Here is a 20,080-nt window from a genome sequence, read left to right as displayed (position 1 = left end):
ATTGAGCTCGTGACTAGGCGTGGCGGCCGGCCTTGAGGCGGTCGAGGCGCAGGCGCTCGCGGGTGTCGAACAGGCGGCGGGAGGCGAACCAGACAGCGCCCAGGGTGCCGAAGCCGGTACCGGCGGTGATCAGGAACATGATCAGGATCTGGTACTTCACGGCCTCCACTGGCGGGGCGCCGGCCAGGATCTGGCCGGTCATCATGCCCGGCAGGCTGACGATGCCGGCGGCGGCCATGGCGTTGATGGTCGGCATCAGGCCGGAGCGCGCGGCCTCGCGGCGCATGGTCGTGACCGCCTCGCTCCAGGAGGCCCCCATTGCCAGCCGGCCCTCGATGGTGCGCCGCTCGCGCCAGACGGTCTGGGTCAGGCGGTCCAGCCCCAATGCAATACCGGTCATGGTATTGCCGAGCAGCATGCCCAGTAGCGGAATCGCGTACTGCGGCTCCCACCAGGGGGTTGGCCCGACCATGGTGGTCAGCGCCAGCACCGTGACCGCGAATGCCGAGATGAACATGGTCACGGTGCCGATCCCGTAGCCCCACAGCCCGGCGAAGCGGCGCTGCTGGCGCGCCATCACCTCGTAGCCGGCCACCGCGAGCATGACCACGGCCATCAGCGCCACCCAGCCAAGCTGCGCGTGGTCGAACAGCGTCTGCAGGATCAGCCCGACCAGCAGCAGCTGGATCACGGTACGCGCCCCGGCGATCAGCAGGCTGCGCCCCAGGCCCATGCGCGCCCAGACCGTCACCCCGGCCAGCGCGACGACCAGCAGCGCCGCCAGACTCAGATCGAACGGAGAAAGCGAGATCAGCTCCATACGGGGGCCTCCAGCTTGCCGTTGCTGATGGTCAGGATGCGTCCACCGAGGCGCTGGCGTTGCAGCGTGTCATGGCTGACCCAAAGGGCCGCCGCCTCTTCCTCCGCTAGATATGTGCGTACCGCGCGTTCGATGCGCCTAGTGTTTTCCAGATCAAGGTTGGCGGTGGGCTCGTCCAGCAGGAGGACACGCGGCTGGTTCAGCAATGCGCGCAACAGGCCCAGGCGCTGCTTCTCGCCGCTGGAGAGGCGTTCGACCTCCCAGTGCAGGGACTCTTCCGGAAGGGCAACCTGCTCCAGCAGGTGCAGCGCCGTCTCGCGCGAGAAATCGGCGGGTAGGTGCTCGTCCACGCGCTCGCTCCACCAGGCGGTCTCGGCCGGCACATAGGCGACCTGCCGGCGCCATTGCACCGGAGTCATCGAGTCGCGGGGCACACCAGCCAGGCGGACCTCGCCGGTATTCGGATCCAGGTCCGCCAGCGCGCGCAGCAGCAGAGACTTGCCGGAGCCTGAAGCACCGGTAAGCTGCACCAGCTCGCCGGGCTGGAGTTGCAGTTCCAGCGGGCCCAGGTGGGCCGTTTTCAGCTCATGTGCTTCGAACAGGCGATCCATGCTGGCGGTTCCGGTCAGGCGAAAGCGGAATCGTAACCGAACCCGCGGGGCTTCGCGGGGGCAAAAAAAGAGGGCGCCGGGGAGGCGCCCTGAAAGCCAACATCCTTGAGTCCTGGGAGACTGTTGCTGTCGGCGTCGGAGGAGACACTTTGGGGGTTCGACCCGGCCCTCCAGGCCGAACCCCTGCGCGCGTTTCGAGTGTTTACTGCTTCCCGGTGAATTCCGGGTAGGCCTCGAGGCCACACTCGGTGATGTCGGCACCGATATCCTCGTCCTCTTCGCTCAGGCGAATGCCCATCACCGCCTTCAGGATGGCCCAGACGATCAGGGAAGCCGTGAAGACGAAGGCGAAGATGGCGAGCAGGCCCGCGATCTGGCCGAAGAACGTCGCGTCCGGGTTGGACAGCAGCACCGCCATCACACCCCAGATACCGGCGGTACCGTGCGCGGAGATCGCCCCGACCGGGTCGTCGATCTTCAGCTTGTCCAGCGCGACGATCGAGAAGACCACGATCACGCCACCAATGGCACCGATGATCATCGCCAGGAACGGGCTGGGCATCAGCGGCTCGGCGGTGATGGACACCAGGCCCGCGACCGCGCCGTTCAGCGCCATGGTCAGATCGGCCTTGCCGAACACCAGACGAGTGGTGATCAGGGCAGCGATCACACCCCCGGCCGCGGCCAGGTTGGTGTTGGCGAACACGGCGGCCACGGCGTTGGCGGATTCGATGTCCGAGACCTTCAGCTCGGAGCCGCCATTGAAGCCGAACCAGCCCAACCACAGGATCAGCACGCCCAGAGTGGCCAACGGCATGTTGGAGCCCGGGATCGCGTTGATCTGGCCGTCCTTGCCGTACTTGCCCTTGCGCGCCCCAAGGAGCAGCACACCGGCCAGCGCCGCAGCGGCACCCGTGAAGTGGACGATGCCGGAACCGGCGTAGTCGAGGTAGCCGATCTGGTCGAGGAAGCCTTCGCCCCAGCTCCAGAAGCCCTGGATCGGGTAGATGAAGCCGGTCAGCACGACCGCAAAGGCGAGGAAGGCCCACAGCTTCATCCGTTCGGCTACGGCACCCGAGACGATGGACATCGCGGTCGCCACGAACACGACCTGGAAGAAGAAGTCGGCACGATCGGAGTAGTAGATGTCGCCATCACTACCCAGCACGTCACCCACGGCGTTGTCGCCCGTGATCAGGAAGCCCAGGCTCGGGATCACGGAGCTCAGGCCATCGCCGTACATAATGTTGTAGCCGATCAGCATGTACATGATGCTGGCGATCGAATACAGGGCGATATTCTTGGTCGCGATTTCGGCGACACTCTTGGTGCGCACCATCCCGGCCTCGAGCATGGTAAAGCCCGCGGCCATCCACATCACCAGTGCACCGGCCACCAGAAAATAAAAGGTGTCCATCGCATAGGCGAGTTCGACAACTTGTTGTTCAATTTCCATGATTGAAATTCCTCATTCGATGGAAGAGGGAAAACCCTTAAAGGGCTTCCGGGCCGGTCTCGCCCGTGCGAATACGCACGACCTGCTCCACCGGGGTGATAAAGATCTTGCCGTCGCCGATCTTGCCCGTACTGGCAGACTTGGAAATGGCCTCGACCACCTGATCGACCAGGTTTTCGTCGACAGCCACTTCCAGTTTCACCTTGGGCAGAAAATCGACCACGTATTCGGCGCCGCGATAGAGCTCGGTATGGCCGCGCTGACGACCAAAACCCTTTACTTCGGTCATGGTCATTCCTTGCACGCCGATCTCCGAGATCGCCTCGCGGACATCATCAAGCTTGAACGGCTTGATCACGGCGGTAATCATCTTCATGTCGGACTCCTTGAGCGGGGCCGCCTGAGGGCGGACCCGCAGTTACTTGAGTGGAAAAGCCGGGTTTAGAACGTCTTGGTCCAGCCCACCCAGGCGCCAACGTCCTCGTCGGACTCGTCGACGTATTCAAGGTTGAAGCTGAACTCGCCCCAGTCGCCCGCATCGCGGGTGAGGCTCGCGGTGTAGTGGGTGTAGTTGTCGTTCTCGTCGGTGTCGTCGAAGGTCTGGCGACCGACCAGGAAGCCGACGCTGTAGACATCCATGAACGGGATATCGAGGCCGCCGTAGTAGTAGGTGTCCTTGCGCTCCAGGGCGGAGTCGGAGCTGTCGGTGACGACGTGTGCAATACCGGCGTACAGACCGACCGGGCCGGTATCGAAACTCAGCTCGCCGTAGATCTCGCCGAAGTCGGCGCTCAGGGAACTGCCACCAGCACGGGCATCGGGGTAGGCGTAGTAGACGTAGCCAACGTCGTAGCCAAGACCGTTGTCAAAGTCATCGGCAAACCCGAGATACAAATCGAGCTCATAGCTCGTCTGGTCTTCGACACCTTCATCGTCAGTGCCAAAGTCCACATTCGAGACCCAGGTACCGACGTAGAAACCGGACGCATGTTCGTAATCAATGCCGCCCTGAATTGCGGCGCCATCATCGGTTTCGGAACCACCACGGAAGTAGTAGTTGGAGACTGCCCCAATGTTCACGGAAAGCTCCGCGGTGGCAGTAGAGGTAAAGGCCACACCACCGGTGGAGCCGACAGTGACGATGGCGGCGGCCAGCGCGGAACGAGTGAACTTCTTCATATTGTGTTCTCCCAGTTGTGCAATCGAGTGTCGCGTAGTCGACACCCGGTCCTTGCACAGGCCGTGCCATATCGGGAAAACGGAGCCAGATCGGCTTTTCACAACACCTGTTGCAGGTGAACGACGCCAGCACGCACAAAAGCGGTGCGCACTAAAAGTGCACACGCACCATATTGGGTCAAGGAATGATAAATCTGTGACCGGCCGCACGGCCGGGGTCGAGGCGAACTAGGACAGGAACCGACGCAAAGGGATCAGGTAGAGGCTGGCAGGGTGCCGCGTTCGACCACGATGCCGACCTCGGCCACACCGGCGACCGCGCCGGGCTTGCCCAGCTCGATGCGCACCCACGGGGTGCGAAACTCGGCCATCAGGGCCTCCGCGATCTCCTCGGCCAGGGATTCCAGCAGCGCGTGGGGTTCGCGCGTGACGATCGCGCGCACGGCATTGGCCACCGCCTCGTAATCGACCGTGTCCGTGATCTCGCCCGAGTGCGCAGCGATGCGCGTGTCGGTAGCTAGCTGGATATCAAAGCGCAGGGGGCGCTGGATGCGCTGCTCCCAATCATAGACGCCGACGACGGCATCAATGCGCAGATCCTTGAGGTAGATTCGATCCATCCCGTACCTTTGCGGTCCGGCCCTGGCGGCCGGCGCCTATCGTACTGGCTTGCCCACAGCAGGTACACCGAACCGGTATCATGGCGCGGCAGCTTCCCAAGGACATTCCTGATGCCCGAGCGCTTTCACGATCTGCCCTGGCCAGACAATCCGGAAGGGTCACCCCGAAAGGTCGGCGTGGAGATCGAGATGGCCGGCGTCTCGCTCGAACGCATGGCCGAGGCCATCCGCGCCGAGTTCGGCGGGCAGGTCCGCTGCGAAAGCCCGTTCGTCGCCCGGGTCTGCGATACGGACCAGGGTGATTTCCAGGTGGAGCTGGATGCCCGGGTACTGAAGGACCGGGCGTATCGCAGCCACCTGCGGCGGCTGGGCATCGAGCTCGACGACACCGACGAGGCGGCGCTCGACCGCTGGCTGGCCGATGCCGCCGGGCGCCTGGTACCGCACGAGATCGTCGCACCACCGATACCGGCCTCGGCGCTTCCCCGGCTGGATCGCGTTCGGGCCGCACTGCAGGAAGACGGTGCCCTTGGGACCGAGCGTTCGCTGCTCTACGCGTTCGGGCTGCAGCTCAATATCGAGGTCCACAGCACCGATGCCGCCTGGATCCTCGATGTCCTGCGGGCCTTCCTGCTGCTCTACGAGATGCTGACGAACGCGGGCGAGATCGACCTGGCCAGACGCCTGTCGCCCTACATCCGCGCATTCCCAGGCACCTTCGTCCGCGAGACCCTGAACCCGGACTTCCAGCCGGACCAGGGGGAACTGATTGACCACTACCTCGCGCACAACACCACGCGTAATCGGCCGCTGGACATGCTGCCGCTGTTTGCCGAACTGGATCAGGAGCGGATCGACGCGGCCCCGGTCGAACATGAGCTGGTCAAGGCCCGGCCCGCGTTCCACTATCGTCTGCCCAACTGCGAGATCGACGATCCCGAATGGAGCCTGGCCCACCCCTTTAACGGCTGGGTCGAAGTGGAACGGCTCGCCGCGGACCGGGAACGCCTGCAGCGGATGAGCCGTGAATACCTGGAACGCCCCACCCAGGCACTGGGTCGCTGGGCCGACGACTGGGCCAGGAAGCTGCGTGGCTGGTTCTGAGTACGACACCATGAGCAACGCCGGACCGGCGCGGCGTCCGGTGGTCGCGATCACAGGACCCGACCAGGGCGGAGGCCCCGCCTGGCTGTTCACCGCGCTGGCCGTCTGGCGCGCCGGCGGTCGACCCCTGCGCGTACGCCCCGGCAAGCCGCGCCCCCATCAATCGTTCGACGCACTGGTGGTCGGGGGCGGTGCGGATGTCGATCCCGAACTGTACGGGGAGTCGCTGCCTCAGGGCCCGAACCCCGAGGCCATTCGCGGCGCGGAACGGCGCCTGTCCCAGCGGCTGATCGGGTACCTTTTCTATCCCGCGCTCTGGCTGCTGCGGCGGCTGTTCCAGTCGCATGGCGGCGTGCTGGATGTGGAACGTGACCGGCTGGAGAAGGCGCTGATCCATCGCGCGCTGGACGAGCACCGTCCTGTACTGGGGATCTGTCGCGGGATGCAGCTGGTCAACGTGGTGCGCGGCGGGACGCTACAGCAGGATCTGGCCGAGTTCTATGTCGAGACCCCGCAAGCGCGCAGTCTGCTGCCGGTCAAGCCGGTCTTGCTCGATGGCCGCAGCCATCTGGCCGAGATACTGGGCGCGGGCACGATCCATGTGAACGCGCTGCACAATCAGGCGGTGGACCAACTCGGCCAGGGGATGCGGATCGTCGGGCGCGAGGAGACGGGCGTCGTCCAGGCGATCGAGGCCGAAAACGGCTGGTGTATCGGCGTGCAGTGGCACCCCGAATACCTGCCGCAGAAGACCCGCCACCAGCGCCTGTTCCGTGCGCTGGTGGCGGCCACCCAGTCGATCTGATCAAGCTTCCAGGGCCCGGGCCGGGCCAAAGAACTCGAAGAAACAACGCTCGTCCGGCACACCCAGTTCACGCAACTGCTGACGCACCTGCCGCATAAAGGGCGTCGGCCCCAGGAAGTAGACGTCGACCTCCGTGCGATGCGGGAGCCACTCGGCGAGCTTCTCCTGAGTCAGGAAGCCCGTCGCGTCGGCGGCGTCATCGGCCCCGGGCTCGCTGTAACAGAAGTACGGGCGCAGGTGATCGTGCTCCCGTGCCCTCGCCTCAACCTGCTCGCGAAAGGCATGGACCCCGCCGTGGCGGGCGCAATGGATGAAGTGCACCCGGCGCCCAGCCTCCAGTGCCGGCTCCAGCATGGCCATGGTCGGGGTAATCCCCACACCCGCCGAGATCAGGGCCAGCGGACGACTGCTTTCGCGCAGGACGAAATCTCCGGACGGCGGGGTAAGCTCCAGTACATCGGCCTCCTGGATGCGGTCGTGCAGAAAACGCGATACCCGGCCTTCCGGCTCCCGTTTCACGCTGATGCGCAACCCGTCCGCGCCCGGCGGGATGGAGAGCGAGTAGTTGCGGCGCAGCTCTTCGCCATCAATGTCGACCTTCAGCCCGATGTACTGGCCGGGCTGGAACGGGGGGACCGGCCCGCCGTCCTGGGGTTCCAGATAGAACGAGGTGATCTCCTCGCTCTCCGGCACCTTGCGCCGCACGACAAACGAACGCAGTCCGCGCCAGCCGCCCGCCTGCGCCTCGGCCTGCTGATAGGCATCCTCCTCGACAGCGATCAGGATATCCGCCAGCTGCTGGTAGGCCGCACCCCAGGCCTCCAGCACGGCATCGGTCGCGATCTCCTCGCCCAGCAGCTCGCGCATTGCCCGCAGCAGGCACTCACCCACAATCGGGTAGTGCTCCGGCTGCACCTGCAGCGACACATGCTTGTTCACGATCTGCCCGACCAGCGGGCCCAGGGCCTCCATCTCGTCGATGTGCCGCGCGTACTGCAGCACCGCATTCGCCAGCGCCCGCGCCTGCTGGCCGCTCGCCTGATGGGCCTGATTGAACAGGGGCCGCACCTCGGGGTAATCGCGAAACATGATGCTGTAGAAGTGGCGGGTCAGGTCCTCGCCCCCGGACTCCAGGATAGGGACGGTCTTCTGGATGATGGCTTTGTGGTCGTCCGACAGCATGTATACCTCCTTATGGTGCTTTTCGCATGCAGCTTTATACGGGAGCGGGAATCTGCCGTCAAACGATGCATGCTCAATGCACCTTAAAACCGGGTACCGCCACCTCAGGCGCCTGCCTCTGTCACGGTGGTAAACTGCGCGCCCGCATTCCTCAACAGCCAAAACCGCCATGGATACCCAGACGGCCCATTCCGTAGCTCATGTCCTGATCGAGGCGCTGCCCTATATCCAGCGCTTCGCGGGCAAGACGATCGTGATCAAGTACGGCGGCAACGCCATGACCGAGGACCACCTGAAGGCCTCGTTCGCGCGCGACATCGTGCTGCTCAAGCAGGTGGGCGTGAATCCGGTGGTGGTACATGGCGGCGGCCCGCAGATCGGGCAGCTGCTGGAACGGCTGGGCAAGCAGACGGAGTTCGTCAACGGCCTGCGCGTGACCGACCGCGAGACCATGGACGTGGTGCAGATGGTGCTCGGCGGGATCGTGAATCAGGAGATCGTCTCGCTGATCAACCGCTTCGGCGGGCGCGCGGTGGGCCTGACCGGCAAGGACGGCCAGATGATCCGCGCAAACCCGCTGCGCGACTACGGCGCGTCCGAGGGTCAGCCGACCGTGGACCTGGGCCATGTGGGCGAGGTCGAAGGGGTGGACCCCGCCATCGTGCATACCCTGGACGAGAGCGACTTCATCCCGGTGATCGCGCCAATCGGCTTCGATCGAGAGGGCAAGGCCTACAACATCAATGCCGACACGGCGGCCGAGAAGCTCGCAGTGGTGCTGGACGCGGAAAAGCTGTTCCTGCTGACCAACACCCCGGGGGTACTGGACGGCAACGGGGAACTACTGCCCAAGCTGTCGGCCCCGCAGGTGGACGAGATGATCCGCGACGGGACGATCCACGGCGGGATGATCCCGAAGATCCGGTGCGCGCTGGATGCGGTGCGCAGCGGCGTCAATGCCACGCATATCGTCGATGGCCGCGTGGAACACGCGGTGCTGCTGGAGCTTCTGACCGACGAGGGCGTGGGCACCCTGATCAGTCGCTAGACCGACGGACGTTTACGGGCGTTTCTAGCCTTCGCCGTTGCCGACCAGGCGCTGATAGTCCTCACGGTCCAGATCCAGCCTCTGCTGGATGGCGGCAAGGCGGTCTTCCTGCCCCCGGCGGTACGCGCGCTCGCGGTCAATACGCGCCTCCAGATCCTCCAGCTGCACCTCGAACCGTGCGCGCGCCGAAGCCGACTCGCTGGATTCATACTGACGACGAATACGTTCGCGCTCGCGCAAGAGCGTGATCTCCTGCGCCTCGGAGCGCGCGATATCCCCGCCAATGGCCGCCACACGGCGCGCGCGCAGCTCTTCGATCTCGTCCAGATTCTCGTAGGCCTGACGCAGCTGACGCTCGCGCGCCGCCTGGTCGGCCCGCGCCTGGCGCGCGGCCTCCAACTCCTGCTGCGCACGTTCCTGTTCGGCCCGGGCCTGCTCACGCTCCTCGGCGGTAGGGGGAGCGGGTATGATCTCCCGCATCAGGCCACGGGAATCAAACACGCGGCGCTCGCGCTGGCTGGCCTCGGGCTGTGGGGTGTTCGAGTAATGCACGGTGCCGTCATCATCGACCCAACGATAAATATCCGCGTGCGCCGGCAGCGCCAGCACCAGTGCCAGCACCCCCCAAAAAACGCCGCGCCACCACACGGAACCGCGCTTTCTGCCCCCTGACATGACCATACTCGAACACCTCGGCCTGCTCTTCATCGCCATCCTGGCGAATGGATTCTCCGCCCTTGCGGGCGGCGGGGCCGGCCTGTTGCAGTTGCCGGTCCTCATTTTTCTGGGACTCCCCTATCCCGTTGCCCTGGCCACACACAAGATCGCCACCGTCGCGCTGGGCGCCGGGGCCAGTCTGCGGCACCTCAAGCAAAGCACATTCGAACCGGCGCGCCTAGCCGTCATTCTCGCGGCCGGTCTTCCTGGGGTGCTGATCGGTGCCTGGCTGGTATTGGGAATCCCTCCACGGGCCGGCGAGATCGCCCTGGGCCTGCTGACAATTGCCCTGGGCTGGTACTCCTGGCGCCGGCCGCAACTAGGGCAGGCCGTGCGCGAGACCGACAAGACCCTGCAGCACGCCGTGATCGGCGCACTGGGGCTGTTCATCATCGGCATCCTGAACGGCTCGCTGGCCTCCGGCACCGGACTGATGGTGACGCTCTGGCTGGTGAGCTGGTACGGGATGAGCTACACCCAAGCGGTTGGATACACCATGGTGCTGGTGGGACTGGTCTGGAATGGCGCCGGGGCCCTGTTGCTCGGCTCCTTCGGCACCGTCCAGTGGGATTGGCTGCCGGCGCTGCTGGTCGGCAGTTTCATTGGCGGCTATCTGGGGGCGGCCCTGGCCCACCGCTACGGCAATCGACTGGTCAAGCGGACGTTCGAGGTGGTGACCGTGCTGACCGGGATCGCGCTACTGGCCCCGGTGCCCTGATCACGGGCGAACACGCAGACAAAAAGAAGCCCCGCACGAGGCGGGGCTTCCGTTAGCGGCACATCTTGCAGCCGATCAGGCGGACCGGGCCTCGCGCTCGGCCTTGGCTTCCGCCTTGGCCTCGTCGCTGTCGTCGTAGCCGATGTTCGGCGCGAGCCAGCGCTCGGCATCTTCGAACGACATGCCCTTGCGCTTGGCGTAGTCCTCGACCTGGTCGCGGTTGACCTTGCCCAGACCGAAGTAGCGCGACTCCGGATGGGCGAAGTACCAACCGGACACGGCCGAGACCGGCAGCATCGCGTAGCTCTCGGTGAGCGTCATGTCCGCGTGCTCTTCGGGCTGCAGAAGCTCCCAGAGCGTGCCCTTCTCAGTGTGCTCGGGGCAAGCCGGGTAGCCCGGGGCCGGGCGAATGCCCTGGTACTTCTCGTCGATGAGGTCCTCGTTCGGCAGCGCCTCGTCCGGGACATAGCCCCAGTAGTGCTTGCGCACGTACTGGTGCATGCACTCGGCAAAGGCCTCGGCCAGGCGGTCCGCCAGGCTCTTCACGAGAATCGCGTGATAGTCGTCGTTGGCCTTCTCGTATTCTTCGGCCTTCGCGTCGACATCGCCACCGGCGCTGACCGCAAACGCACCCAGGTAGTCCGGGCCGCCGGCCTCCTTCGGCATCAGGAAGTCGGCCAGCGAGTGGCTCGGCTGCCCCCGGCGCTTCTCGGTCTGCTGACGCAGGTGGTGCAGCTTCTTCAGCACCTTCGAGCGGCTTTCGTCGGTATAGACCTCGATGTCGTCGTCATTAACGGTGTTCGCCGGGAAGAAACCGACCACTCCACGCAGGGTGACCCACTTCTCCTCGATCATGCGATCGAGCATCTCCTGCCCATCCTTGAACAGCTTGCGCGCCTCTTCGCCCACCTTCTCGTCATCGAGGATGCGCGGGTAGGCGGCGTGCAGCTGCCAAGAGTGGAAGAACGGCGTCCAGTCGATGAAGTTCTTCACCTCGTTCAGGTCGAAGTCGTCGAAGCGCAGCAGCACGGAACCGTCGCCATGCGGGTGCAACACCTTCGGCTCGCCCGGCAGCTGGTCGGTCTCCAGCGCCTTCGGCTTGGTCGGGGTATAGCTCGACCAGTCGATCTGCGGCTTGTTGGAACGCGCCTTCTCCAGGCTGACCCACTGGGTCTTCTTCTTGCGCCCGGCGTTCTGCACGCGCAGTTTTTCGTATTCCTCGCGAATCTCGGCGGCGTAGTTCTCGCGCAGTTCGGGGCTGATCAGGCTCTGGGCCACGCCCACGGCACGCGAGGCGTCCTTCACCCAGACCACCGGGCCGGAGTAGTTCGGCTCGATCTTGACCGCGGTATGGGCGCGCGAGGTGGTGGCACCGCCAATCATCAGCGGTGTGCTCATGCCTTCGCGCTCGAGATCAGCGGCGAAGTTGGCCATCTCCTCCAGCGACGGGGTGATCAGGCCGGACAGGCCGATGACGTCCACATCGTGTTCCTTGGCGGCCTTCAGGATCTCGGCACCCGGCTGCATCACGCCGATGTCGATGACCTCGAAGTTGTTGCACTGCAGCACGACGCCGACGATGTTCTTGCCGATGTCGTGGACGTCGCCCTTCACCGTGGCCATCAGGATCTTGCCGTTGTTCTCGGTGCCGGTCTTCTCGGCCTCGATGTACGGGATCAGGTGGGCCACGGCCTTCTTCATCACGCGCGCGGACTTGACCACCTGCGGCAGGAACATCTTGCCCTCGCCAAACAGGTCGCCGACCACGTTCATGCCGTCCATCAGCGGGCCCTCGATCACCTGGATCGGGCGGTCGTACTGCTGGCGTGCCTCTTCGGTATCCTCGACCACGTAGGTGTCGATGCCCTTGACCAGGGAGTGCTCGAGGCGCTTGGTGACTTCCCATTCACGCCACTCGAGGTTCTCTTCCTTCTTGCCGCCGCCCTGGCCCTTGTACTCCTCGGACAGGTCAAGCAGCCGCTCGGTCGCGTCATCGCGACGGTTCAGGACCACGTCCTCGACCGCTTCCTTCAGCTTCTCGTCGATGTCGTCGTAGACCGCCAGCTGGCCGGCGTTGACGATCCCCATGTCCATACCCGCCTTGATGGCGTGGTACAGGAACACCGCGTGGATCGCCTCGCGCACCGGCTCGTTGCCGCGGAAGGAGAACGACACGTTGGACACGCCGCCGGAGACCAGCGCGTGCGGCAGGTCCTGCTTGATGCGACGGGTGGCCTCGATGAAGTCCACGCCGTAGTTGTTGTGCTCCTCGATACCGGTCGCGACCGCGAAGATGTTGGGGTCGAAGATGATGTCCTCGGCCGGGAAGCCGACCTTCTCGGTCAGCAGCTTGTAGGCGCGGGTGCAGATCTCGACACGGCGGTCCTCGTTATCGGCCTGGCCGTCCTCGTCGAAGGCCATGACCACGATCGCGGCGCCGTAGCGACGGCACAGCTGGGCCTGCTTGATGAAGTTTTCCTCGCCCTCCTTCATGGAGATCGAGTTGACCACCGGCTTGCCCTGAACACACTTCAGGCCGGCCTCGATGATCTCGAACTTGGAGGAGTCGATCATCACCGGCACGCGGGCGATGTCCGGCTCGCCGGCCAGGAGGTTCAGGAAGCGCACCATCGCGTCCTGAGACTCCAGCATCCCCTCGTCCATGTTGATGTCGATGATCTGGGCGCCGCCCTCGACCTGGTTCAGCGCGACTTCCAGCGCGACGTCGAATTCCTCGTTCTGGATCAGACGCAGGAACTTGCGCGAGCCGGTCACGTTGGTGCGCTCGCCGACGTTCACGAACAGCGAGTCGTCGGTGATGTTGCACGGCTCGAGACCCGACAGGCGGCAGGCCGGGGCAATCTCCGGCACCTTGCGCGGGGCGTGCTTCTCGACCGCCTCGCGCATCGCGCGGATGTGCTCCGGCAGCGTGCCGCAGCAGCCGCCGATGATGTTCAGCATGCCCTGCTCGGCCCAGGGGCCGACGTCCTCGGCCATCTGTTCCGGGGACTCGTCGTAGTCACCGAACTCGTTCGGCAGACCGGCGTTGGGGTGCGCGGACACGTGGGTGTCGGCGATGCGCGACAGCTCTTCCACGTACTGGCGCATTTCCTTCGCGCCCAGCGCGCAGTTCAGGCCGATGGAGACCGGGTTCGCGTGACGTACCGAGTTCCAGAAGGCCTCGGTGGTCTGCCCGGACAGAGTACGGCCGGAGGCGTCGGTGATCGTCCCGGAGATCATGATCGGGAGTTCCTTCCCGAGCTCGTCTTCCAGGGTCTTCACCGCAAAGATCGCGGCCTTGGCGTTCAGGGTGTCGAACACCGTCTCGATCAGCAGCAGGTCCACGCCGCCCTCGACCAGGGCCTCGGCAGCCTCCTTGTAGGAATCGACCAGGGTGTCGAAGTCGACGTTACGCGCACCCGGGTCGTTCACGTCCGGCGAGATCGACGCGGTGCGGTTGGTCGGCCCGAGGATGCCGGCGACAAAGCGCGGCTTGTCCGGGGTCTTCTCCGTCCAGGCATCAGCGGCCTTGCGCGCGAGCTTCGCGGATTCGCGGTTCAGCTCGGGGACCAGGTCCTCCATGTGGTAGTCCGCCATCGCGATGCGGGTACCGTTGAAGGTGTTGGCCTCGATGATGTCGGCGCCGGCCTCGAGATAGTCGTTGTGGATCTGCTCGATGATGTCCGGACGGGTCAGCGACAGCAGGTCGTTGTTGCCCTTCAGATCGGACTCCCAGTCCTTGAAGCGCTCGCCGCGGTAATCGGCCTCCTCCAGCTTGTACAGCTGGATGGTCGTGCCCATCCCGCCGTCCAGAATCAGGATGCGCTCTTTCAGCGCTTTCTCGATGTCGTTTCGCGTTGCCGTCATGTGCGGTACACCATTGTGTTGAATGGATTCATGGTCATGACCGGGCGTCCAGGCCCGGCGGGAACCCGCCTTTGGGGCGGTGTTCCGGATGTTGATGTACGGGCCCGGTCTCCTCTTTTGCGCCCGTCGCGAGTCGTGTCACGATAGCCGTATGCAGGAGCACCCGATCCGTTGGTTTGTTACGGCCCCACAGGCCTGTCCCTATCTGGACGACCGCGAGATGCAGAGCCTGCTGGTCGACCCCGCGGTCAGCCTGGGCGGGGCGCGCTATGGGCAACTGCTCGCCGAGGGCTTTCGCCGCAGCGGCCAGTTCGTCTATCGCCACCACTGCCCGACGTGCTCGGCCTGCGTTCCGGTGCGGATCCCGGTTGCGGATTTCGCACCCAGCCGCAGTCAGCGCCGCTGCCTGAAACGCAATCATGATCTCGCGGTCACAATTACGCGCCCTCCGGACCAGCCCGGGCATACGCCCTGCGCGGATCTCGACGAGCACATGCCGCTGTTCTCACGCTATCTCGCCCACCGCCATACCGGCGGCGGCATGGAACGCATGGGGCGCGACGATTACGCGGGCATGCTTAGCCACCGCAACGGTCCGGTGGATATCCTCGAATTCCGCCGGGACCACGAGCTGGTGGCCGTTGCGCTCACCGACCGCACCCCACAGGGGCTGTCGGCCATGTACAGCTTTTTCGATCCGGAGACCCCGGATCGCGGCCTGGGCACCCTCGCCGTGCTTACGCAGATCGCGCATGCCCGGCGGCAGCGCCTGCCGCATGTCTATCTCGGGTACTGGATCGACCAGGCCCCGAAGATGGCCTACAAGACCCGATTCCGGCCCATCGAGGGCCGGGTGAACGGGGTCTGGAAGCGGCTGACGACCCACCCGTAGCGGCCGCCAGCCCTCCCCGGTCGACTTACTCGGCCGGCTTGCGGAAGCGGAAGATGCCCCAGGTCAGATAACCCGACTTGCCGCCATCCACCCAGTGCTGCAGACCCTGCTTCATGCGGTCGATGTAGTCCTGGGAGATATAGCCACGCAGCTCCTCTTCGCGCGACTCCAGTTCCTGCTTCACACGACCATAATGCGTCGCGATCTGGTTGGAGTGCTCCTCGAAGCTGACCTCGTAGAGCCCCGCTTCCTTGGCCGCCTCGCGATAAAGCGAGGGGCTGGCCAGCGAGTCGAGGTGGATGCGGGCCAGGATCGGATCGAGCACGCCATCCGGGCAGTTGTCGGTCTGCATCGGATCGGTGAAGATCAGCCAGCCACCCGGCTTCAACACGCGCGCGGCCTCCTTGATCACTTCCTTTTTCTTGTCGTTCTGGCTGTGCAGGAACGAGTCCTCCGACCAGACGACATCGTAGGAGGCATCCGGCTCGTCGACCTTCTCGAAGGAGCCGTCGACCACGGTGATCTTGTGGTCGAGATGACGCGCCTTGTTGATCTCGCGATCACGCTCGTTCTCCTTCTCGGAGAGATTGAGCGCGGTCACGTCACAGCCGTAGTTCTCGACCAGATAGCGGGCCACGCCACCATACCCGGCGCCCATGTCGAGCACGCGCCATTCCGGCTGCGGCTCGCCGAGCAGGTCGGACATGTGCGCGACGGTGCGCCGGCTGGCGTCACCGATCGGCTCGCCCTGGTACTCGTACATACCGATGTGGAGGTCTTCGCCACCCCACACCAGCTTGTAGAAGGTATCGGCGTCTTCGCTGTTGTAGTAGTCGCGCGCCGTCTCGACGACGTCGGAATACTGGTTGCTCATCGGTTCTCGTCCTCGATGTAACGCTTGTCGGCGACGTGAATGAAGAAGTCCGGATCCGTCTCGCGGTAGGTTTCCTGGAAATCGCCGTAGGTCTCGATCTGCTGGAAGCCGACCTCGCGCATCAGGCGACGCACATAGGCCTTGCGCAGCGGGAACATATTCAGGAAGTACTCGGAGCCATCCGGGAAGCGGTACTGGAAGCGGGCCAGACCCTCATCCACATGCGCCGGCTGCACCTGGACGTCGTCGCCGCAGTAGTAGTACGTATGCTTGGACGAGTAGCCGTGATCCATGATGGTGTCGTAGTTGCGCTGATCAAGGATCAGCACGCCATCGTGGTTCAGGGCGGAGTAGAACTCGGCCAGGGCCTTGCGGCGGTCGTGTTCGTTGAACAGGTGGGTAAAGGAGTTACCCAGGCAGACCACCGCGTCGTAGCGGCCGTAGATGTCGCGGTTCAGCATGCGCCAGTCGGCCTGCACGGTGCGCAGGATGTGACCCCGCTTGCGACCGTTTTCGAAGGCCTTGGCCAGCATCTCCGGGGCACCATCGGCGGCCACCACATCGAAACCGGCCTCACGCAGCTGCACAGAATGGAAGCCGGTCCCGGCCGCCACATCCAGCACGCGTTTGGCGCCACGCTTTTTCAGCTCTTCGATGAAGAAGGTGCCTTCGCTCTTGGCGCGGTTATCCCAATCGATCAGGTCGTCCCACTTGTCGACAAAACCGGTGGTGTATTCGTTGAGATAGTTCTCGGTATCGCGACGTTCGGTCGGCTTCTCGCCGAAATCCTGATCATTCTTGATGTTCGCGGACATGCTGATTCCTCTTGGCTGTACTGCGTTATTCACGCGGTCCAGCCGACCTTCGGCCGGACCGCCGGAACCAAGCCCACCGGACGCCGTCGCGCACCTCGCTCGGGCGGCACATCGACGATGATCCGGACCGGGCTGACTGCGCCCGGCGATCAGGCGTCCTCTCCCACACGCGCGTTGTCGGGCAGCGCCTGCGGCCGGCCGAAGCCGGTTTTCCCTTGCATCCGGAAGGGCAATCGGGCCCGGATGCCGAACCGTGGTCTGGCGGGCCCACCCGCCTGGTTCGGGGAAACGGTAACGGCGCCTCGCAACGCGTCGGGTCGCGGGCGATTTGGTTCCGAAATCGTTTTAATACCCTGAAGGTTTTGCACAAAAATTACAAGTTGTTTTGCGCAAAAGTACGAGCGAGCGGCCGCCACGGGGGCCTCGAACACGGACCACCCCTCCCGACGAGCTTCGCTATAATGGGGGCTTTTGATCCTTTCCCAGAGGCCCCCGAATGACCGCCAGCCGCCCCGTCCGCCGCGCCCTGTTATCCGTATCCGAAAAGACCGGCGTAGCGGAGCTCGCGCGCGCCCTGCACGAACGGGGCGTCGAACTCCTGTCCACCGGCGGCACCGCCCGCCTGCTGGCCGAGGAAGGCCTGCCGGTGACCGAAGTCTCGCAGCACACAGGCTTCCCCGAAATCATGGATGGCCGGGTGAAGACCCTGCACCCGCGCATCCACGGCGGGCTGCTCGGGCGGCGCGATATCGACGCCGACGTGATGGCCGAGCAGGAGATCCCGCCGATCGACCTGCTGGTCGTGAACCTCTATCCGTTCGAGGCGACGGTCGCGCGGCCCGGCTGCACACTGGAGGAGGCGATCGAAAACATCGACATCGGCGGGCCGGCGATGCTGCGCGCGGCGGCCAAGAACTATCGCGACGTGGCCGTCGCCACCAGCCCGGACCAGTACGGCGCCATCGTCGATACCCTGACCGAGCACGGCGAGGTCCCGGCGCCCCTGCGCTTTCGCCTGTCGGTGGCGGCCTTCGACCATGTCGCCCGCTATGACGCGGCGATCAGCAACTACCTCTCGGCGCTGGACGAGGACGGCGAGGCGGAATCCTTCCCGGGCCAGCTTAATGCCACCTTCGAGCGTGTCGAGGCGCTGCGCTACGGCGAGAACCCGCACCAGCGCGCCGCGTTCTATCGCGATCCCGCACCGGCACCCGGCTCGCTGGCCAGCTACCGCCAGCACCAGGGCAAGTCCCTGTCCTACAACAACCTGGCCGATGCCGACGCGGCCTGGGAATGCGTGCGCCAGTTCGAGGCCGGGGCCTGCGTGATCGTGAAACACGCGAACCCCTGCGGCGTGGCCGTCGCCCCGACCCAGCTGATGGCCTACGAACGCGCCTTCCAGACCGACCCCACCTCGGCCTTCGGCGGCATCATCGCCTTCAACCGCCCGCTGGATGGCGATACCGCACACGCAATCGTCAGCCGCCAGTTCGTGGAGGTCGTGATCGCCCCGGAAATCACCCCGGGCGCGCTGCGCGCCCTCGCCACCAAGAAGAACGTCCGGGTACTGGAGATCCCGCCGGCCGCCACGGCCCTGGGGCTCGACTACAAGCGGATTGGGGGCGGACTGCTGGTACAGGACGCCGATCGTGGCTCGCTCGCGGATGCGGAACTGAAGACCGTGACCGCGCGGGCCCCTTCCGAGCAGGAGACCCGGGACCTGTGCTTCGCCTGGCAGGTCGCGAAGTACGTGAAGTCGAATGCCATCGTCTATGCGCGTGACGAACAGACCATCGGGGTTGGCGCCGGCCAGATGAGCCGGGTCTATTCCGCGCGGATCGCAGGCATCAAGGCGGCGGACGAGGGCCTGCAGGTCGCCGGTTCGGTGATGGCCTCGGACGCCTTCTTCCCATTCCGCGACGGCATCGACGCAGCCGCCGAGGCCGGCATCACCGCCGTGATCCAGCCGGGCGGCTCGATGCGCGACGATGAGGTAATCGCCGCCGCCAACGAACACGACATCGCGATGCTGTTCACCGGCATGCGCCACTTCCGCCACTGAGGTCCGTGATGAACGTACTCGTTATTGGGAACGGCGGCCGCGAGCATGCCCTGGCCTGGAAACTGGCCCAGTCCTCGCGCGTACAGCGCGTGCTGGTCGCCCCCGGCAATGCCGGCACCGCGCGCACGGACAAGTGCGAGAACCACGCGGTGGACGTCACCGACATCGATGGCCTGCTGGCCCTGGCCGAGCGCGAAGACATTGCATTCACGGTAGTCGGCCCGGAGGCGCCGCTGGTTGCCGGCGTGGTGGATGCCTTCCGCGCCGCGGGCCGGCGCTGCTTCGGCCCGACGGCGAAGGCCGCGCAGCTCGAGGGCTCCAAGAGCTTCGCCAAGGACTTCATGCAGCGCCACGGCATCCCCACCGCCGCCTACGGCAGCTTCGAGGACGAGGCGGCCGCGCTGGACTTCATCAAGACCCACGGGGCCCCGATCGTGGTCAAGGCCGACGGGCTGGCCGCCGGCAAGGGCGTGATCCTCGCGCAGACCGAGGACGAGGCCTGCGCAGCGGTGCGCGACATGCTGGCCGGCAACGCCTTTGGCGAAGCGGGTCATCGTGTGGTGATCGAGGAATTCCTGCGCGGCGAGGAGGCCAGCTTCATCTGCATGGTGGACGGCGAGCATGTGCTGCCGCTGGCCTCCTCACAGGACCACAAGGCACGCGACGATGGAGACCAGGGGCCGAACACCGGCGGCATGGGCGCCTACTCGCCGGCCCCGGTGGTCACAGACGCGCTGCACGCGCGTATCCTGCGCGAGGTCATCGAACCGACCGTGCGCGGTATGGCCGCCGATGGCGAACGCTATAGCGGCTTTCTCTATGCCGGCGTGATGATCGACGCCGAGGGCAATCCGAAGGTGCTGGAGTTCAACTGCCGCTTCGGCGACCCGGAGACCCAGCCGATCCTGAGTCGCCTGGAGTCGGACCTGACCGATCTGGTCGAGGCCGCGCTGGACGGGCGCCTGGACCAGATCGAAGCACACTGGGATGCCCGCGTCGCCCTCGGCGTGGTACTGGCCGCCGGAGGATACCCGGGCGCCTACCGCAAGGGCGACGCGATCACCGGGCTCGAAGCGGTGGAGAATGACCCCGAGGCCTACGTATTTCATGCCGGGACCGCAACGCGCGAAGATGGCGCGGTCGTGACCGCCGGGGGCCGCGTGCTTTGCGTCGTGGGCCTTGGAAGGGACGTGAGATCCGCCCAAAAAAAGGCCTACGAGGCCGTGCACCGGATCCACTTCGAGGATATATACTGCCGGACAGATATCGGCTATCGCGCCGTCGCTCGCGAGGGATGATCCCGGGCGGCG

General features: G+C 65.2%; 18 protein-coding genes. 7 read left to right on the top strand and 11 right to left on the bottom strand.

Going from position 1 to position 20,080, the window contains the following annotated elements; all coding sequences use genetic code 11:
* Positions 1–13: 13 nt before the first annotated feature.
* The 6 genes from fetB to folB form a co-directional block, all read right to left on the bottom strand.
* Positions 14–820, bottom strand: a complete 807-nt coding sequence (fetB, locus tag F467_RS0103260; RefSeq protein ID WP_012981613.1) for an iron export ABC transporter permease subunit FetB — start codon at positions 818–820, stop codon at positions 14–16.
* Entirely contained in the window at positions 811–1,431 is a 621-nt protein-coding gene (locus F467_RS0103255; protein ID WP_018138250.1) for an ATP-binding cassette domain-containing protein, read from the bottom strand. The genes fetB and F467_RS0103255 overlap by 10 nt, the downstream gene beginning before the upstream one ends.
* A gap of 202 nt (positions 1,432–1,633) precedes the next feature.
* Positions 1,634–2,887, bottom strand: a complete 1,254-nt coding sequence (locus tag F467_RS0103250; protein ID WP_018138249.1) for an ammonium transporter — start codon at positions 2,885–2,887, stop codon at positions 1,634–1,636.
* 37 nt (positions 2,888–2,924) lie between these two features.
* Entirely contained in the window at positions 2,925–3,263 is a 339-nt protein-coding gene (locus tag F467_RS0103245) for a P-II family nitrogen regulator (protein WP_012981610.1), read from the bottom strand.
* 65 nt (positions 3,264–3,328) lie between these two features.
* Entirely contained in the window at positions 3,329–4,066 is a 738-nt protein-coding gene (locus F467_RS0103240; RefSeq protein ID WP_018138248.1) for a TorF family putative porin, read from the bottom strand.
* A 254-nt stretch (positions 4,067–4,320) separates the two neighbouring features.
* Positions 4,321–4,686, bottom strand: coding sequence for a dihydroneopterin aldolase (gene folB, locus F467_RS0103235; RefSeq protein WP_018138247.1), 366 nt, complete (start codon positions 4,684–4,686; stop codon positions 4,321–4,323).
* Between the two features lie 111 nt (positions 4,687–4,797).
* Between folB and F467_RS0103230 the strand changes: the two genes are divergently transcribed.
* Positions 4,798–5,790, top strand: coding sequence for an amidoligase family protein (locus tag F467_RS0103230; RefSeq protein WP_018138246.1), 993 nt, complete (start codon positions 4,798–4,800; stop codon positions 5,788–5,790).
* A gap of 10 nt (positions 5,791–5,800) precedes the next feature.
* Positions 5,801–6,595: a gamma-glutamyl-gamma-aminobutyrate hydrolase family protein gene (locus tag F467_RS0103225; protein ID WP_018138245.1), complete on the top strand. Its 795-nt coding sequence runs from the start codon at positions 5,801–5,803 to the stop codon at positions 6,593–6,595.
* Here the strand turns inward: F467_RS0103225 and hmpA are convergent, their stop codons facing one another.
* Complete coding sequence (gene hmpA / locus F467_RS0103220) at positions 6,596–7,777, bottom strand: NO-inducible flavohemoprotein (RefSeq protein ID WP_018138244.1); 1,182 nt, start codon at positions 7,775–7,777, stop codon at positions 6,596–6,598.
* Positions 7,778–7,946: 169 nt separating this feature from the next.
* Between hmpA and argB the strand changes: the two genes are divergently transcribed.
* Positions 7,947–8,825, top strand: a complete 879-nt coding sequence (argB, locus tag F467_RS0103215; protein WP_018138243.1) for an acetylglutamate kinase — start codon at positions 7,947–7,949, stop codon at positions 8,823–8,825.
* A 24-nt stretch (positions 8,826–8,849) separates the two neighbouring features.
* Here the strand turns inward: argB and F467_RS0103210 are convergent, their stop codons facing one another.
* The gene (locus F467_RS0103210) at positions 8,850–9,506 is read right to left on the bottom strand and encodes a DUF4124 domain-containing protein (RefSeq protein ID WP_038049545.1); all 657 of its coding nucleotides are present in this window, start codon (positions 9,504–9,506) and stop codon (positions 8,850–8,852) included.
* Here F467_RS0103210 and F467_RS0103205 point away from each other — a divergent pair.
* Positions 9,499–10,260, top strand: coding sequence for a sulfite exporter TauE/SafE family protein (locus F467_RS0103205; RefSeq protein WP_018138241.1), 762 nt, complete (start codon positions 9,499–9,501; stop codon positions 10,258–10,260). The genes F467_RS0103210 and F467_RS0103205 overlap by 8 nt on opposite strands.
* A 75-nt stretch (positions 10,261–10,335) precedes the next feature.
* Here F467_RS0103205 and metH read toward each other — a convergent pair whose 3' ends face one another.
* Entirely contained in the window at positions 10,336–14,127 is a 3,792-nt protein-coding gene (metH, locus tag F467_RS0103200) for a methionine synthase (RefSeq protein WP_018138240.1), read from the bottom strand.
* Between the two features lie 151 nt (positions 14,128–14,278).
* Between metH and F467_RS0103195 the strand changes: the two genes are divergently transcribed.
* A complete protein-coding gene (locus tag F467_RS0103195; protein WP_018138239.1) occupies positions 14,279–15,019 on the top strand; it encodes an arginyltransferase in 741 nt (246 codons plus the stop codon).
* A 25-nt stretch (positions 15,020–15,044) separates the two neighbouring features.
* On the opposite strand, the gene F467_RS0103190 is transcribed toward F467_RS0103195, so the two are convergent.
* Both F467_RS0103190 and F467_RS0103185 read right to left on the bottom strand, forming a co-directional pair.
* Entirely contained in the window at positions 15,045–15,893 is an 849-nt protein-coding gene (locus F467_RS0103190; RefSeq protein ID WP_018138238.1) for a methyltransferase domain-containing protein, read from the bottom strand.
* Positions 15,890–16,708 carry a class I SAM-dependent methyltransferase gene (locus tag F467_RS0103185; protein ID WP_018138237.1) on the bottom strand — a complete coding sequence of 273 codons (819 nt, stop codon included), beginning with the start codon at positions 16,706–16,708 and terminating at the stop codon, positions 15,890–15,892. Before F467_RS0103185 ends, F467_RS0103190 begins: the two co-directional genes overlap by 4 nt.
* Before the next feature lie 496 nt (positions 16,709–17,204).
* Here F467_RS0103185 and purH point away from each other — a divergent pair, with 496 nt between their 5' ends.
* Positions 17,205–18,770, top strand: coding sequence for a bifunctional phosphoribosylaminoimidazolecarboxamide formyltransferase/IMP cyclohydrolase (gene purH / locus F467_RS0103180; RefSeq protein WP_018138236.1), 1,566 nt, complete (start codon positions 17,205–17,207; stop codon positions 18,768–18,770).
* An 8-nt stretch (positions 18,771–18,778) separates the two neighbouring features.
* On the top strand, positions 18,779–20,068 hold the full coding sequence (gene purD, locus F467_RS0103175; RefSeq protein WP_018138235.1) for a phosphoribosylamine--glycine ligase: 1,290 nt from the start codon (positions 18,779–18,781) through the stop codon (positions 20,066–20,068).
* The last annotated feature ends 12 nt before the right edge of the window (positions 20,069–20,080 follow it).

Origin of the sequence: Thioalkalivibrio sp. ALJ12, assembly GCF_000378305.1 — a bacterium.
Lineage (GTDB): Bacteria > Pseudomonadota > Gammaproteobacteria > Ectothiorhodospirales > Ectothiorhodospiraceae > Thioalkalivibrio.
The sequence above is the reverse complement of the archived record's forward strand: the minus strand, read 5'-3'. Positions and strand labels throughout refer to the sequence as shown.